This window comes from Candidatus Shapirobacteria bacterium, from assembly GCA_041659325.1.
Taxonomy (GTDB): Bacteria; Patescibacteriota; Microgenomatia; order UBA12405; family UBA12405; genus JBAZYN01.
On record JBAZYN010000002.1, the window covers coordinates 94,304 to 109,194 of the forward strand.

At 38.7% G+C, this 14,891-nt stretch carries 19 protein-coding genes; 14 read left to right on the forward strand and 5 right to left on the reverse strand.

What is annotated here, in order from left to right; translation table 11 throughout:
- Positions 1-63: 63 nt before the first annotated feature.
- On the reverse strand, positions 64-906 hold the full coding sequence (locus tag WC841_03680) for a DMT family transporter (protein ID MFA5828426.1): 843 nt from the start codon (positions 904-906) through the stop codon (positions 64-66).
- Between the two features lie 94 nt (positions 907-1,000).
- Here WC841_03680 and WC841_03685 point away from each other — a divergent pair, with 94 nt between their 5' ends.
- Positions 1,001-1,636 (forward strand): DUF1045 domain-containing protein, encoded by a 636-nt coding sequence (locus WC841_03685; GenBank protein ID MFA5828427.1) that lies wholly within the window; start codon positions 1,001-1,003, stop codon positions 1,634-1,636.
- Here WC841_03685 and WC841_03690 read toward each other — a convergent pair.
- The 3 genes from WC841_03690 to WC841_03700 are packed head-to-tail and all read right to left on the reverse strand — an operon-like array spanning position 1,573 to position 4,195.
- A complete protein-coding gene (locus tag WC841_03690; protein ID MFA5828428.1) occupies positions 1,573-2,592 on the reverse strand; it encodes an ABC transporter ATP-binding protein in 1,020 nt (339 codons plus the stop codon). The two genes, WC841_03685 and WC841_03690, sit on opposite strands and share 64 nt — an antisense overlap.
- Before the next feature lie 2 nt (positions 2,593-2,594).
- Complete coding sequence (locus tag WC841_03695) at positions 2,595-3,446, reverse strand: ABC-2 family transporter protein (protein ID MFA5828429.1); 852 nt, start codon at positions 3,444-3,446, stop codon at positions 2,595-2,597.
- The gene (locus WC841_03700) at positions 3,404-4,195 is read right to left on the reverse strand and encodes an ABC-2 family transporter protein (GenBank protein MFA5828430.1); all 792 of its coding nucleotides are present in this window, start codon (positions 4,193-4,195) and stop codon (positions 3,404-3,406) included. The genes WC841_03695 and WC841_03700 overlap by 43 nt, the downstream gene beginning before the upstream one ends.
- A gap of 75 nt (positions 4,196-4,270) precedes the next feature.
- On the opposite strand from WC841_03700, the gene WC841_03705 reads away from it, so the two are divergent.
- The 9 genes from WC841_03705 (at position 4,271) to WC841_03745 (ending at position 11,011) form a co-directional block, all read left to right on the forward strand.
- Positions 4,271-4,798 carry a hypothetical protein gene (locus WC841_03705; protein ID MFA5828431.1) on the forward strand — a complete coding sequence of 176 codons (528 nt, stop codon included), beginning with the start codon at positions 4,271-4,273 and terminating at the stop codon, positions 4,796-4,798.
- 60 nt (positions 4,799-4,858) lie between these two features.
- Positions 4,859-5,296: a hypothetical protein gene (locus WC841_03710; GenBank protein MFA5828432.1), complete on the forward strand. Its 438-nt coding sequence runs from the start codon at positions 4,859-4,861 to the stop codon at positions 5,294-5,296.
- 45 nt (positions 5,297-5,341) lie between these two features.
- The gene (locus tag WC841_03715; protein ID MFA5828433.1) at positions 5,342-5,866 is read left to right on the forward strand and encodes an AAA family ATPase; all 525 of its coding nucleotides are present in this window, start codon (positions 5,342-5,344) and stop codon (positions 5,864-5,866) included.
- A gap of 83 nt (positions 5,867-5,949) precedes the next feature.
- The gene (locus tag WC841_03720) at positions 5,950-7,245 is read left to right on the forward strand and encodes a FecR family protein (protein MFA5828434.1); all 1,296 of its coding nucleotides are present in this window, start codon (positions 5,950-5,952) and stop codon (positions 7,243-7,245) included.
- Positions 7,246-7,292: 47 nt separating this feature from the next.
- Positions 7,293-8,156: an EamA family transporter gene (locus WC841_03725; GenBank protein ID MFA5828435.1), complete on the forward strand. Its 864-nt coding sequence runs from the start codon at positions 7,293-7,295 to the stop codon at positions 8,154-8,156.
- Positions 8,157-8,229: 73 nt separating this feature from the next.
- The gene (locus WC841_03730; protein MFA5828436.1) at positions 8,230-8,898 is read left to right on the forward strand and encodes an SDR family NAD(P)-dependent oxidoreductase; all 669 of its coding nucleotides are present in this window, start codon (positions 8,230-8,232) and stop codon (positions 8,896-8,898) included.
- A 201-nt stretch (positions 8,899-9,099) separates the two neighbouring features.
- The gene (locus WC841_03735) at positions 9,100-10,254 is read left to right on the forward strand and encodes an NADP-dependent malic enzyme (protein MFA5828437.1); all 1,155 of its coding nucleotides are present in this window, start codon (positions 9,100-9,102) and stop codon (positions 10,252-10,254) included.
- Positions 10,255-10,302: 48 nt separating this feature from the next.
- On the forward strand, positions 10,303-10,440 hold the full coding sequence (locus WC841_03740; GenBank protein ID MFA5828438.1) for a hypothetical protein: 138 nt from the start codon (positions 10,303-10,305) through the stop codon (positions 10,438-10,440).
- Between the two features lie 37 nt (positions 10,441-10,477).
- Positions 10,478-11,011 carry a hypothetical protein gene (locus WC841_03745; protein MFA5828439.1) on the forward strand — a complete coding sequence of 178 codons (534 nt, stop codon included), beginning with the start codon at positions 10,478-10,480 and terminating at the stop codon, positions 11,009-11,011.
- Between the two features lie 30 nt (positions 11,012-11,041).
- Here the strand turns inward: WC841_03745 and WC841_03750 are convergent, their stop codons facing one another.
- Positions 11,042-11,683, reverse strand: coding sequence for a CDGSH iron-sulfur domain-containing protein (locus WC841_03750; protein MFA5828440.1), 642 nt, complete (start codon positions 11,681-11,683; stop codon positions 11,042-11,044).
- Between the two features lie 56 nt (positions 11,684-11,739).
- On the opposite strand from WC841_03750, the gene WC841_03755 reads away from it, so the two are divergent.
- Genes WC841_03755 through WC841_03770 form a run of 4 tightly spaced genes read left to right on the forward strand, consistent with a single transcriptional unit; the run spans position 11,740 to position 14,889 of the window.
- The gene (locus WC841_03755) at positions 11,740-12,114 is read left to right on the forward strand and encodes a BlaI/MecI/CopY family transcriptional regulator (protein ID MFA5828441.1); all 375 of its coding nucleotides are present in this window, start codon (positions 11,740-11,742) and stop codon (positions 12,112-12,114) included.
- On the forward strand, positions 12,111-13,064 hold the full coding sequence (locus tag WC841_03760; GenBank protein ID MFA5828442.1) for a M56 family metallopeptidase: 954 nt from the start codon (positions 12,111-12,113) through the stop codon (positions 13,062-13,064). Before WC841_03755 ends, WC841_03760 begins: the two co-directional genes overlap by 4 nt.
- Before the next feature lie 45 nt (positions 13,065-13,109).
- Positions 13,110-14,642, forward strand: a complete 1,533-nt coding sequence (locus tag WC841_03765) for a sulfite exporter TauE/SafE family protein (GenBank protein MFA5828443.1) — start codon at positions 13,110-13,112, stop codon at positions 14,640-14,642.
- Between the two features lie 28 nt (positions 14,643-14,670).
- On the forward strand, positions 14,671-14,889 hold the full coding sequence (locus WC841_03770) for a heavy-metal-associated domain-containing protein (GenBank protein ID MFA5828444.1): 219 nt from the start codon (positions 14,671-14,673) through the stop codon (positions 14,887-14,889).
- The last annotated feature ends 2 nt before the right edge of the window (positions 14,890-14,891 follow it).

Genomic DNA, 14,891 nt, shown 5'->3' on the forward strand with positions numbered 1-14,891 from the left:
GGCTCACTACAAGTCAATGGTTCGCCGCTCAATCAACCCCCCGGGGTCTTAGGGATTTTTTAGTTAACTTATTCTAATCAATATGGCGCCGACAGTTGCAGAGATAACCGCGATTATCTTTGTAACGAGATTCTCACGTTCGTTCAATAAAAAATGCTCACCTATTAATGTAATCACGAGGAAGCTCTCAATTATCACCAACACTTTACTGGCTTCTCCCAAGGATAACCCCTGATTCATTGCCAGATTTGCTAGTCCGCCCAGGGCACAACCTACAAATACCATCTTAAAATTACCTTTGGCCAGTGTACCAATCCTTTTGATTGAATTTGGCATAATCAGTAAATTTATTACCATTGGTATAAAAAAAATAAAAAACGTCAGACTCTGAGAGTTGAATGAAGAAAATAAAAATTTGTATAAAATAATAACCGTTGCATAAAATATTGTGGCCCCAAAAGCGTATGCCACACCTCGCATATCTTTTGGTTTCAAAAACTTTTTCATAATAATAACTCCCGATATTACCGTCAATAAAGTTCCCATAATCTTAAACAAATTGGAAGATTCATGAAGGATAATAATCCCCAGTAGCATTACCCATACCAGCCTAAACTTTGTAATTGATCCACCCACTGATGGGGAAATATATTTTGAGGAAACAAAATTTAGCAAATTTTGTATCACAATCAGAATCCCTACCACCAATATGATCAGCCATGATTGAAACTGAGTGCCAAATCTTGGCTGAAGTAGCATAAAAGGCAAGCTAACCAGGGTCCCCACCGCGCTAAAAAAGAAAGAAAAAGCCCAAGCATCGTTATTATCTTTTTTGAGGATATGCCTTGTGATTAAATTAGACCCCGTGTAAAGTAAACCGGAAAGTAAAGCAAAAAAAAGCCACATAATTAAGTTAATTGTACACCTCGCTTTTAACAAAAAAAGGTTCGAGCATCGTTTCACACTTTTCGCCCGTGTTGTCGGCAAGGTATAATTGGCCATGGATGACACCATTGTTGTAAATGTCGTTTTCAATATTGAGAATCCGTTGCATGATGACATAGTGGAAATTTCACTTGAAATCAGAGATAAGTATGGTTCAGACTGGTTTGTAGATGACCAACGATATTTTCTTCACCATCCACTTTACCTATTTGCCGCTCCCAAAAAGAATGAGCGAAAAATTATTGAAATCTCAAAAAAATTTCTGAAAAGTTTGAGTAAAGTTGACGTGACCATTGAGAATTTGTTTTTCAATCAATCAGGATTAGTTATGATTAAGTTCAATGACAATAAACAGATATATGATTATCATTGCCAGTCCCTGGATTTGTTCAATCCCCTACGGGAGGGGTTGGTAAGAGAAAAATACCGAAATCAAAGTTTTGTCCAAACATTGGAGAAGGATGAACAGAAAAAGTTAAAAGAATATGGCCATATCTATGTTCTTGATCGCTATGAACCACATGTGACAATAGCCCGGATTAGGGATTTAGACGTATGTCAACAAATCGTAAATGAATATCGAGAACGATTGGTCGGAAAGCAATCCAGTATTAACAAACTACAAGTTCACGAAGCGGTGTTTGGACCGGAAGGGAAAAGTGTTTTAATAGTCGATGAAGCCATAAAATAGGCTCTGACTACATCAGCCAAATCGGGTTCCTTAATGTTTAGATCTTCAACCGGAAGATGTGAGTAAATTTCGATGGCTTTTTGTTTAGCGAGTTCCTTTGGAACTTGGATAATAGCTCGAGGGTAGTTTAGTTCTTTTACTTCCCCGATCAGCTCGAGCTCTTTTCTTGAAACTTGTTTTTCTAAGGTAATTTCAAAAGTTTTATGATAAGTATATTTTTTAACCAGATCTTTTAGACAGCCATCAAAAACAATCTGGCCTTTATTGATCATAATCACCCGTTTACACAGGGCTTTAACATCTTCCATATAGTGAGAAGTCAGGATAATAGTTGATTTAAATTCCTGATTAAAATCTTTTACAAAACTACGAATACGTTCCTGCATAACGACATCCAACCCAATAGTGGGTTCATCTAAAAATAAAACTTCAGGAGAATGAATCAGAGCGGCGATCAATTCGGCTTTCATTCTTTCACCCAATGACAATTTTCGAACCGGGATGTCCATGAGGTGGCGAAACTCGAGCATATCTAATAAACGATTTAGTGTCTTGTTAAAAGAATCAGAAGGAACCTGATAGATTTCTTTATTAAGCTGAAAAGTTTCTTGGGCAGGAAGATCCCACCAAAGTTGATTTTTCTGACCCATAACTAAACTCATCCTTTTTAAGTAATCCCGTTTTCTTTCCCAGGGGGTGTAGCCCAAGATTGAGATTTGTCCTGATGTTGGATAAAGTAAACCGCTTAAGACTTTAAGGGTGGTGGTTTTGCCGGCCCCATTGGGACCAATAAAACCAACCAACTCACCTTTTTCAATTTCGAATGAAACATCTTTAACGGCCTCGACCGAAACTGTTTTTTTCTTGATAAAGGACTTTAATGAGCCAATTAAACCGGGTTCCTTTTTGTCGGTTCGATAGGTTTTGACTAAATGATTTACTTTAATAGTTGGCATAGTTATGAGCTGGCACTAGTATAACGTTTAAGCGACCAAAACCAGAACCACCGCGTGAAACAGAAAAAGATTATTCCAACAACGATGGCATAGAAAAATTTAAGAGTAGATTGTTGGCCCATGATAGCTTCGGCAGGAAAAGTGGTAAACAAAATTATGGGTATAAGTGAAGAAAAGACGTATTCCAAATTTTTTGGATAAGCACTACCAGGAAATTTGGAAACTTCAGCCAAATCGGGTACCGCATAAAATAAATTGTCAGCAAGAATAAAGTGAATACTTAGAGAGGCGGCAAAGAACCAAATGGAATAATAAAGGGATAAACTAACAGCGGTGAGGATAAAATATTTTATAACATCAAAAGGTGATGGAGCAACATTCATAGCGGTCAAGGCATAGATAACAACAATGAAACCTTCAATCACCCCGCACATAGCATTGAGAATAACCCGGCGGAAAGAAACGAAGAATTGACTGTCTAGTGGTTTAATAAGCACATAATCAAGGTCACCTTTGTGAACATCATTTACCACCTGTTTCATGTTGCGATAAAAGAAAAAGTAAGCCAGACCGTTATTAATCATCCAGGAACCAATAAGTAACAACATTTGGCTTTTGTCCCAGCCGCCAAAACCGCCAGTAACTGAGTTTAAGACTAAGATTAAAACCAGAGAATAATTGACCCATCCAACACTGGAAACTAAGTTACTAATAAAGTCCAAACGATAGGCCATGTCTCTTTGGATCGAGTGTTTGGCTAATGAAAGAAATATTTTTAGGTGGGTTTTACCGTCTTTTAAAAACTGCTTAATCATAGCCCGACTCCGGAAAACTTTTTTATACCTGCTTGCCAATTTAGGTTATAAAGAAAAAACAGAATAATGGTCCAAAGTAGTTGAATGCCCAGTCCAATTAAGATATCGGGGAGAGCATATTTTCCAATTAATACCTGGACTGGAAAATAGATAGTGTATTTAAGTGGAGTAAAGTCAATGATCTGACGAACAACTAATGGAAAAAATGTTAAAGGGAAAGCGGAACCGGTAAAGAGAATTCTAATCATATCCGATAAGTTGCTTATGCCAGTTGTCTCAGTAAGATGAAAAGCCAGTGTTCCAATTAATATCGACATGGTAAAACTGAGAAAATAAGAGCCGATGACAGCAACAAGACCTAATAAGATAGTTAAGATATCCGGGGCTAGTTTAATATCAACTTTGGCGATCAATAGAATTAATATGAGAGGAACAGCAAAAACCAATAACTTAACGGTGTGCCAGGCTATCTCCCAAGATAAACGATAAGCAAAATAATTAAAAGGTTTGATTACAAAATTAGATAATTCGCCATCTTTTATATCATCAGTAACATTGACTTGGACCCGGGAACTAATAAGGGTAACTATCACGGTAACAATATAGTAGCCGAGTAATTCCTGATAAGTGAATCCTCTAACTTTTCCACCGGAAGCATAATATTTACTCCAGATAGCAATCATGACCAGAGGAGTAGAAGTGTTGATGAAAGCGTATGTAAAAATTCTAGCCCGATAAATCAGTGCTCTTTGAAGTGTGCTAGTAAAAATTAACCAATAGCATTTCATGACGAGTGAAGTATATCACCGTAAAAATGTGTTTACGGGTTGGATGATAAGTAGACCGACAAGATATAATTAGCCATGGTTGAAACTCATCCGTTTGGAAGCTTTGTGCCTAAGAATTGTCAGTTTTTGTTTTTGGGAACTTTTACAGCCAAAGTAGATGACCCATCATATGATTGGTTTTTTACATCGAAAAGAAACCAATTTTGGATAATAATGACAGAAGTTTACGGGATCAAATTGACAAACAAAAAAGAAAAGGAAAATCTATTTACAGAGCTAAAAATGGCGATAACTGACATTATTCTTCAATGTGAGCGAAGCGAAAATACGAACGCTGATAATAATTTGATCAATATGGTTTTTAATGTAAAAGTTATAAATAAGATTATTACGGAAAACAATATAGAAACGATCTTTTTTTCCAGTCGGATGGCGGAAAAATTGTTTAAGAATAATTTCAAAGAAATAAAAATAAAGTTCCCTCAAATTAATTTTGTGACATTGCCTTCATCTTCTCCAAGATATGCAGCGATGACAAAATTAGAAAAAATCAGATATTACAAGGAGTTGCTACCAAAGTTGAACTCATTAAATAGGTTTTAATTACGTAATTCAACAGGTTCACTATAAATCGATGGTTCGCCACACTGATATAATAATCTAATGATAATTCATTTCGTATGTTTGGGAAATATTTACAGAAGTCGATTGGCTGAGGCATATCTTAACTCAAAAAAATTACCCAATGTCTCAGTTATCTCCTCAGGCATAAGCGCGTCCGAAAATAATAATCGACCAATTTCTTGGTTAACGCAGAGACTTTATGAAGTCTATAAACTAGTGCCCTTTCAAAAATCTAATTGGGCGCAAACCTCAAAGGTTTTACTTGACTCGGCTGACCTAACCATATTTTTTGATAATAAGTACTACCAATATTGTGTTGAAAATTTTGGATTTAATTCGGATAATTTTGAAATTTGGGAGATTGCTGACCTTGATGGAAACATAAAAGAACATTTAGAAAAAATTAAAATAACAGAAGACTCGTTTAGGGTGATAAAGGAAAGAGTAGATAATTTGATTGAGCGGAGAAAGTTCTAGCTGTAGAAAAGAAGAGGATCTGTTGGTTTTAGTATAATAATGGCGATGATCGTATTTATTAATGGTTCTTTTGGGGTTGGTAAATCATCGGTTGCCGAACTTCTGGCAAAAAAGATCCCCAACAGTCTCTTGTATGATGCGGAAGAGGTGGGGTATATGCTCCGAAAGATAGGCAAACCAATGGGCTTTCCTGAAGATTTTCAAGATTTACCGGCCTGGCGAATACTTACGGTAAAAACAGCTGAACTCCTTAAGCAAGAGTACAACAAAAATTTAATAATGCCTCTGTGTGTTTGGAATGAAATGTACATTGATGAAATTGTTTCTGGCTTAAAAGCTATAGACAAATATGTTTATCATTTCTGCCTGGTGGCCGACAGGGAAACCATCCTAAAAAGGCATAGCAATAGAAATGATTCTTTGGAAGTGACTAAGTGGGTACACGAGAGAGTGGATAAATGTTTAAAATCTCATCGGTCACCAAAGTTTGAGGTTAAAGTTCAAACTGAAAATAAATCGGCAGAGGAGGTGGCAGAGGAGATAGTTTCACTTTTGGGAAGCAAAAAATAGATTCATATATTATCAGGGCTGTGGTAACTTTCGGTGAGGCTTCAAAATTGATTGTTTAATTTGATACAATGGCTTTTGAGGATATGAAGAAATTGGTGTTGATAATTTTGAGCGTGCTATCTGTACTGGTTGCTAACTCCGTACATGCGGTTGATCACCCACAGGGTAATTTTGTTTTGGCGGGGGGCAAAATCCGGATGACGGACGAGGCTGACCCGTTTGAAAGAATCGATAAGACTTTTTTTGCATCAATCATTGTCCCGGTAAAAGACGGAGAAATTAATTTTTTTAATACCAGACCAATCGATTTGGAGAGCGGTAGTCAGCACTTTGTCGGCAAAATGGAGCTTAGTTTGAAGGGGAACTATGACAAGGAAACCGGTGTCATCAGTGCAAATTTCACTCAAAGCAATGAAAACTCCTATGAAAGAAAAACAGGTAACGGAATACGGGTGGGTAGTGGTACTTCTGTTTTTGTGGGCACGGCCAAGGGAACAGTTATCGATAATCAGGTAGTACTGTCTTTTGAGGGAAAACTATCGGGCGAGTCCGTCTCTGAGGCAAATGACAAGCATGTGGATAATAATTCTTCTAATAATGTTCCTTGGGTAAAGAAAGTAGAGTTTGGAACTAGTGAATGGGTGGTACAGGCGGAAGAGGAAAAACAGGAGGCTGGAGAACCGCCCAGAGATTCGGGAATAAGAATGTCTGATGTATCAGGCCAGGTAGAAATCGCCTGCCCTCCCGACCTTGAGGCATGGGATGTACTGAAAATGGGCAGGGTTCTATATGTTGATTGTCATATTAAAACAGGAGAAAACAGCAAGGCGGTAATATCTTTCCCTGATATGACCACTTTTGAAATGAAGCCGGAGTCAGAAATAGTTTTGGACACTCCTCCGGAAAAAGATTCTAAATTAAAACTTTTGGCCGGGAATATATGGGCGAATGTTAAAAAAATGGTGAAAGACGGGACGATGGAGGTCCATATGGGTCAGGCGGTGGCGGGAATTAAGGGGACGACTTTTGTGCTGGAAGAAAGAGAAAATATGTCAACTCTGAAGGTGATTGAGGGGGGGGTGGCTTTTAAGTCTAAAGTCACAAATGATGAAAAATCGGTCAATCCGGGGGAAATGCTGTCGGCTACCAGTGCCGGGCTTGGAGAAATAAAGACATTTGATGTGGCAAGTGAAAGTGCTTTGTGGGAAAGTAACAAGCCGACAGCGGAGACAAACAAGAACACTGACATTGGATCGACTTTGACTGAAAATACAGTTGATAAATCCGACGGGAAAAACTACACTCTACCGATAGCCGGTCTGGTAGTTTTCGGAATAGGTGGGTTTGTATTTCTTAAAAGAAAGCAATCTCGGTTATAGGGCTAAAAGGGGGCAAACAGAGTAGTTTTGACTGGTATAATTTGAATGTGTCGTCAATATTTTTTGCTTGGGTTGCCGCTATCGCTTATGGTTTTTATTCTATTGTCGCCAAGTTAATCGGTGAATATAAACTTAAAAACACTTATCAATTCTCATTTTTTGTCACCTTTTTTAGTGGTGTTGTTATGGCGATTGTATCTTATATCTACGGCGGAAGAATCCCTTCTAACTGGACCTATATTCTACTTGCCGCTATGTTCCTGGCGCTCGGAAATGCTCTTTACTTGTCCGCACTAAAAGTTTTAGATATTTCGGTTATGTCTCCACTCTTCAATTTACGGGTTGACAGTACAGCTCTGCTTGGGTTTCTCGTTTTGGGAGAGACTTTTTCATTGAAATCATTGAGTATAATCATTGTTATTTTTATTGCAGGATTTTTTTCTTCAATGGATGAAAAGTTTTCCATTAAGTCATTTTTTGCTAAAAATATTGGTTTGGGCCTCTTTTTTATGTTGGTTCTTTCCATCCAATCGATATTTATTAACCGCGCCATAGACCAAACCACTTATTGGACGGCGATACTTTGGATAAGCATTATGGCTGTCATTTTTTCCTTTGTCTTTCTTTATCCAAAATTCAAACATGACTTACGACGGACTAAAACTAAAGATTACTTGGGAGTAGGGGTGTTGGCCATTATTGGTGGAGTTGGCGATCTTGCCGCTTTCAAAGCTTATGAAAGCAATGTCGGGTTGTCTTCGGTGATTATTTCCCTACCGATTTCTATGATTATTGTTTTTATTCTTTCGATTTGGAAACCAACACTTTTAGAAAAACACTCCTTAAAAGTTTATTTCGTTCGGTTTGTTGCGGCTGGAACCATGATTTGGGGAGCGTTGCAACTCGGATAAAGTTCGTTAAAATAGGTTTAACTGCGTGAATGGTTCGCCGCACGAATTAAATGGTTTGATAAAATCAAGTATTATGGAATTAAAAAACAAAACAGCGATTGTAACCGGAGGAAATTCCGGGTTAGGGTTACAGATAGTAAAAGAATTAAAAAAAAAGAAATGTCGGGTAATTGTAGTAGGAAGGAAGAATTCTGACTTAATTTGTGATTTGCGGGACTATAAACAAATTAAAGCACTAGAAAAAAAGATAGATAAGGTCGATATATTGATTAACTGCGCCGGAATAGGCGCTCACCAAAAGCTCGAGGAGCATGATCCGGAAAATGTTGAAGATATCATCAAAACTAACTTACTTGGAACCATATATATGACTCAACTAATTTTGCCGAAAATGATTTCACAAAACTCAGGAACGATATTAAATGTGTCGTCGACATCAGGGCTAATGACCGGTGGATACGGGAGCGAATCGGTTTATATGGCGAGTAAATACGGAGTAAGCGGTTTTAGTGAAGGGTTAAAAAAAGAAATGGAAGCAGAGAAAAATAATATTAAAGTAATCGGGTTTTATCCGGGGGGAATGAAGACTGAATTTTTTTCAAAAAACGGACAAGAGAAAGATACTTCAAGCTTTATGGATCCAAATGAAATTGCAAAAATAATTGTTTTTATATTGGAAAGACCTGATTCAATAAATATTGACCATATTGTGATAAATAGAAATAAAAATATTGTTAAATAGTGTTATTAGGACAGAAAAATCCCGGACTCACCTGCTTTGGTCAACGTCGTGACGATTAAATTTATCGTTTCTTTGCTGTAAAATGTGAATATGGAAATTAAAAGAATTACCAAAGTAGATGGCAGTTGGATTTAATTGCCCGGGAATTGGTAGAATTAATCTTCTCGGTCTTGGCCGGGTATGTTAGAAATTATTTCCGCGATGGACTATAAAGAAGAAGCATTAAAACAACATTTGAAGTTTGGGGGCAAAATTGAAATTAGAAGCAAGTTTCCGGAGATAAAAACCAAGGATGATTTGGCAGTCGCATATACCCCGGGGGTGGCGGCAGTGTCTTCTTTTTTGGCGGCAAACCCAAGTGAGGCAGGTAAATATTCGATAAAGGGTAATACTATCGCAGTGATATCGGATGGTTCGGCGGTATTGGGATTGGGTAATATCGGGCCTTTGGGGGCTTTGCCGGTAATGGAGGGCAAGGCGCTGTTGTTTAAAGAGTTTGGTGAGGTAGACGCATATCCGATTGTTTTGGCAACTCAGGATGTAGAAGAAATTATTAAGACAATAAAAGCAATTGCTCCGACTTTTGGAGGCATAAATCTGGAGGATATTTCTTCGCCGCGGTGTTTTGAGATTGAGGAAAGGCTAATAGCGGAATTGGACATTCCGGTTTTCCATGATGATCAGCACGGAACGGCCATTGTAGTTTTGGCGGCACTAATTAACAGCTTAAAACTGGTTGGAAAACAACCGGAACATATTAAAGTAATTATTGCCGGGGCGGGAGCAGCAGGAATGGCAACCACAAAACTTTTGGTTAAATACGGTATTAAAAATATAATTTTGGTCGACTCTAAGGGGGCGATAGCCAAGAACCGAAGTGATTTAAACGAGGAAAAAATGAAAATGCTGGAAATGACTAATCCGGAAAATGTTGAAGGCAGCCTGGAGGAGGTATTAAAAAATGCGGATGTATTTATCGGGGTAAGTACCGGCGGAATAATGAAGCCGGAGTTTATTGGAACGATGGCGGATAAACCAATAATTTTTGCGATGGCAAATCCAATTCCGGAAATAATGCCGGATGAGGCAGTTAAAAACGGAGCGTTTATTGTCGGGACCGGTAGAAGTGACTTTCCCAATCAAATAAATAATGTACTGGTTTTCCCGGGACTGTTTCGGGGAGTGCTGGATAATAGAATTAAACTAATTAGCGATGAACTGAAAATTGCGACAGCAAAAGTACTGGCAGATTATTTGCGCAAAGACGAATTGGCAGTGGACAGAATACTCCCCAGTGTTTTGGACAAAAAAGTGAGCATGGCCATCGCCCAAAGAGTGGCTGATTTCAAGGGATAGCGGTTTTTGAGTTTTTGACTTTTGGGATGAGGGGGATAAAATAAGGTGATGGAAGAAAATAAAAAAACCAGAATGATAGTGGTGGCGTTTTTACTGGTGATAGTGGTGGTGTCAAGCTTGGTGATGTTTAGCCTTTATAAGGCACAAGCGGCCAAGGCAGGACCAACAAAGACTATTACCCGCTAACTTTTATAATTTAGTGTTAGTAATTAAACAAATTGATATGAAAAAAGTAACTGTTTTGGGTTTGGTTATATTGTCGGTAGCAGCCCTTTCTGGCTGTACCCCGGGAAAAACGGTTAATGAAAAAATCGGTGAAGAAATGGCGGAAAGAGCATTCGAGGCACAAACAGGGGCAAAGGTGGATATTGATTCGCAGGGCGAGGATATTACCATAAAAACAGAAGAAGGGCAAACACAGTATTCAGCCGGAGGGCAGGCTAAGTTACCTGATAATTTTCCCAAAGAATTGATTGTAAGTAATGATGCCAAAATTATTATGTCCTCTTCGTCGGGACAAAGTAGCACTGTTTCTTATATCACAGATGACGAGCAGGCGGTAATTGCGGAAAAATATATTGGAGGGCTAACGGGGCAGGGATGGGAAAAAGAAAGCGAGGTTAATATAAGCGGGGCAATTATGCTTGGCTTTAACAAAGAGAAGATGAACGTGGCAGTTAATATCGGCGAAAATAGTACGAAGGAACAAGCAGGGAAAAGCTTTGTTAATGTCGTTTTTACGGTAGAGGAAGAATAATTTTGATCGAAAAGAGAAGATAGGAGGTAATTAGTCGAAGTGAGAGCCGTCGCAAAAGGGCTTATTTTTTGATTTACCGCAACGACAAAGGGTGACCCGATTGCGGATTTCATAAGTGGAACCATCAGAAGATTCGATGGGGACTCCCCCCTTGATGCAAAGCGGACCACCACTGGAAATTCCGATGGAAGGTTTTAATTTTGGTTCGATCGATTTGTTGTTTTGTCGGTCACAGGCAACCAGGCGGCCGGAGGGGCAACAACAAGCTTCTTTGATGGCGGTTTTTTTGGATTCCGGGTCATCGGAATTTTCGGTTAGATTCCAGGTACCACTAGCCCGATCACAAAAACCCGCACCGGCGCATAGAGAAGCGGTATCTTTTAATATTAAATCCGGGCCGGTAATTTGATTGGCTTGATTGTCATACTTCTCTTTGGCCTCAGGGTTTTCGGTGCCGTCAAATTTGGTGCTATGATGAGAACCATCACAAAAAGGTTTATTTTGGGACTGTCCACAGCGGCAAAGGGCATATGTTTCCCCGGTGGGAATAATTTTTCCTTTTTTGGTTTTTAGAGGAATTCCATCTTGGTCGTATTCAACAATATCTTGATTTAATGGTAAATGGTCGGAGACTAAGTAAGGGCCATTTTTGGTGATTTTTATTTTTGCCATAAGCAATTATAGCTCTTGGTTGCAGTTTTAAAATCTAGTGCTACACTATGTAGTATATGAAACAAAAGGGGGCAGAAATGCTTGGTTCACTGCAAACCAAAGTAATGGATGTTTTGTGGGGAGCAGAAAAACCGTTAAAACCGGCAGAGGTTTTAGGTAAATTGGGAAATGGCTATGCCTACACTACAGTGATGACAATTTTAAAAAGATTGGCCGATAAGGGAATTGTGGTGCGGAAAATGACGGGAAAAGTATATTTCTACTCGCCGTGTTCGTGCAAAGAAAAATTTATTAAAAAAAACCTATCGGGGATTATCGGAGGGCTGGTGAATTCTTACGGTGAAGCGGCAATTGCAAATTTTGTGGACGTGGTAAAAAACAACAAAGAAGATGTGGTTTTGTTAAAAAAATATCTTGAGTCTCAAGAATGAATTACAAGAGATTAAACCTTATTTCCAATGTTTACTTTTTTTTGATTTTGTTTTCGGGGTTGCTGTATACGGCATTATTGATTACTGCCTCGCAAAAAATTGTTCCGGCACTAATAATGCAGATAATATTTTTCTTGGATGCCATTAAATTCGACAATAATGTTGTGGGGTTAATCACCTCCCGACTGTTTTTGCTGAATGTTGTCCCCGGGATTTTTTTAATAGGGCTGATGGTACGATTCGGCAAAACATTAATAAAGTCTTTAAAGAGTATTTCGTCTAATCACTTATTGTTTAAAGGTTTAGAAATAATTGAGTCAACCGAACAGTTTTTTAAATTCAAATCAGACGATGGTCTTGTTTTTACTTGCGGGTTTTTAAAACCAAAAATTTTTGTTTCTTCAGGCCTTTTTAAAACTCACAGCCAGGAAGAAATTACTGCCATAGTTCAACACGAAGTAAATCATAAAAATAACCTACACCCCTTTAAAATTTTTACGGCTAATTTTGTTAAATCTATTTTGCCGATAATTCCTTTAAAAAATTGGTTGATTGATAATTATTTGACTTTGGTTGAGGTGTCTTCCGACTTGTTTTCTGAAAATAAAATAAATAACAAGTTACCGTTGGTTTCGGCTTTATTGAAATTTCAAAACCGAAATTTTGAGCCAGCTGCGGCAGGAGTCAGCTATTTTAACAGCCAAAGTGAAAGAATTAAAATATTGGTTGGCCAAAAAAAACAGTTTATAAAGATTCCGATGGCCTATTATTCTCTTGTTTTGGTGGTTATGTTGTCGGGAGTATTAATGGTAAAAAACTCAAATATCTTTTTTGATTGCCAGCATTTGCTTAAATGTGTGGAGATACTGATGACTTCCAATAACCAGCCTCTTCTTAGCGTAGTAAGCCCCCAAAACAACACCTTTTCGCCTTCGGATCACTGTCAATAAACTTACCCCTTGACAGTATTTTTAGTACATACTACACTATGTAGTATGTTAAAATCAAAAACTTCGTTGCAAACCTCCACATACTACGTTCAGGGGATGCATTGCGCCTCCTGTGAGATATTGATTGAAAAGAAAATCATCAAAGAAGATTCGGTGGAGGCAGTTGACGCTTCCCTTTCTGAGGGAGCGGTGGTTATTAAGCATCGTGCCAATAGCAAAATTACACCGGAATACCTGAATAAAATATTTAAGGAGGATGGATATTGTTTTTCGTCGATACCTTTTAAAAAATCAAAGCGAGCGGCGGCTGACGGCGAATGTGTTGTTCCAAATGAAACCACCACCAATTCCTATACTCCAATAGTTATTGCGGCAGCTTTTATAATTGGTTATATACTCTTGTCTAAAACTGGTTTTTCTTCTCTGATTTCAGTTAATGGGCAATCTTCTTTGCCCGTCTTTTTTTTGTTTGGACTATTGGCCGGAATCTCTAGCTGTGCGGCTTTGGTGGGTGGTATAATTTTGTCTTTAAGTAAGCAATGGCTCTCGATATATAGCCAAAATGATTCAACTTTAAAAAAGGCTGAGCCTCATTTTCTTTTTAATTTTGGCCGAGTTGTGGGTTATGGTGCTTTTGGGGGGATTTTGGGGGCAGCCGGTAATTTTTTTCGGTTATCACCAGTGTTTTCGGCCATGCTGGTTATCGCAGTTTCTTTGGTGATGGTTTTGTTGGGACTACAAATGATCGGGGTTAAGGCCTTGCAGCGTTTTCAAATCCGCCTGCCAAAATCTTTAACAGGAAAGTTGTCGGATGAGTCGAACTTTCGTGGCCGCTTCGGGCCTTTTTTAATGGGGGCATTAACTTTCTTTTTACCGTGTGGATTTACAATTACTACCCAAGCTTTGGCATTGGCTTCCGGTAACCCACTTCAGGGAGCACTTATTATGGGGATATTTGCTTTGGGTACAGTACCTGGTCTATTGGCAATAGGTCTAAGCAGTGTTAAGTTCTGTAGTAATCCTAAATCAGCCAGGCAGTTTTCTTTGATTGCCGGAATGCTGGTTCTCTTTTTTGCGGCTTTTAATATCAACACTCAGCTTTCGGTTTTGGGGGTATCTAATGTAGATGATCTTATTTCTAGCCCCTCAACTACCCAGGTGGGTAAATCTTTGGGTGAATTACCTCCTTTGGTTAACGGCACCCAGGTCGTCAAAATTGATGCTTCATCAAGCGGTTATACCCCCAACCGCATCCGCCTTCGAGCTAATACCCCCACCCGATGGGAGGTTTCAACAAACAATATCAGCGGCTGTACTAACGCTATTATTTCCCGCGGATTGTTTGATGGGCAAATTGATTTGGTTGACGGCCAGGTTTCAACCAAAGAATTTACTTCTCCTAAGCCCGGGGTTTATAAATTCAGCTGCTGGATGGGGATGGTGACCGGCACGGTGGAGGTGGTGGATGCATCCGGATCAACCGGAACCGATGTTAATACTCAACCGGTGGGCTCCGGGGCCAAGGGTTGCGGGTGTGGTGGTGGATCTGCTGGTAACAGCACTTGTGGAGGAAGATAATTATTATTAAATTAATTACAAAAAACATATGATAAATGAAAACATTACCCTTAGCGTTCCCGATATGCATTGCGATTCCTGCCCCAAGTTGATAAAAATAACCCTGATGGAAATGGAAGGGGTTGAGGAAGTTTCTGCTTCACTTGATAGTAAAACTGTAGTGGTAAGTTTCGATCCACGAAAAACGTCTACTGAAGCACTTATTAGTTCCATTAAGGAAATAGGCTATACGGCCAGTCTTAAATAAAA

Coding starts and splice junctions, on each gene's coding strand:
- WC841_03680 (MFA5828426.1), bottom strand. CDS start 906: ATGTGGCTTTTTTTTGCTTTACTTTCCGGTTTACTTTACACGGGGTCT.
- WC841_03685 (MFA5828427.1), top strand. CDS start 1,001: ATGGATGACACCATTGTTGTAAATGTCGTTTTCAATATTGAGAATCCG.
- WC841_03690 (MFA5828428.1), bottom strand. CDS start 2,592: ATGCCAACTATTAAAGTAAATCATTTAGTCAAAACCTATCGAACCGAC.
- WC841_03700 (MFA5828430.1), bottom strand. CDS start 4,195: ATGAAATGCTATTGGTTAATTTTTACTAGCACACTTCAAAGAGCACTG.
- WC841_03705 (MFA5828431.1), top strand. CDS start 4,271: ATGGTTGAAACTCATCCGTTTGGAAGCTTTGTGCCTAAGAATTGTCAG.
- WC841_03710 (MFA5828432.1), top strand. CDS start 4,859: ATGATAATTCATTTCGTATGTTTGGGAAATATTTACAGAAGTCGATTG.
- WC841_03715 (MFA5828433.1), top strand. CDS start 5,342: ATGATCGTATTTATTAATGGTTCTTTTGGGGTTGGTAAATCATCGGTT.
- WC841_03720 (MFA5828434.1), top strand. CDS start 5,950: ATGAAGAAATTGGTGTTGATAATTTTGAGCGTGCTATCTGTACTGGTT.
- WC841_03730 (MFA5828436.1), top strand. CDS start 8,230: ATGGAATTAAAAAACAAAACAGCGATTGTAACCGGAGGAAATTCCGGG.
- WC841_03735 (MFA5828437.1), top strand. CDS start 9,100: ATGGACTATAAAGAAGAAGCATTAAAACAACATTTGAAGTTTGGGGGC.
- WC841_03740 (MFA5828438.1), top strand. CDS start 10,303: ATGGAAGAAAATAAAAAAACCAGAATGATAGTGGTGGCGTTTTTACTG.
- WC841_03745 (MFA5828439.1), top strand. CDS start 10,478: ATGAAAAAAGTAACTGTTTTGGGTTTGGTTATATTGTCGGTAGCAGCC.
- WC841_03750 (MFA5828440.1), bottom strand. CDS start 11,683: ATGGCAAAAATAAAAATCACCAAAAATGGCCCTTACTTAGTCTCCGAC.
- WC841_03755 (MFA5828441.1), top strand. CDS start 11,740: ATGAAACAAAAGGGGGCAGAAATGCTTGGTTCACTGCAAACCAAAGTA.
- WC841_03760 (MFA5828442.1), top strand. CDS start 12,111: ATGAATTACAAGAGATTAAACCTTATTTCCAATGTTTACTTTTTTTTG.
- WC841_03765 (MFA5828443.1), top strand. CDS start 13,110: ATGTTAAAATCAAAAACTTCGTTGCAAACCTCCACATACTACGTTCAG.
- WC841_03770 (MFA5828444.1), top strand. CDS start 14,671: ATGATAAATGAAAACATTACCCTTAGCGTTCCCGATATGCATTGCGAT.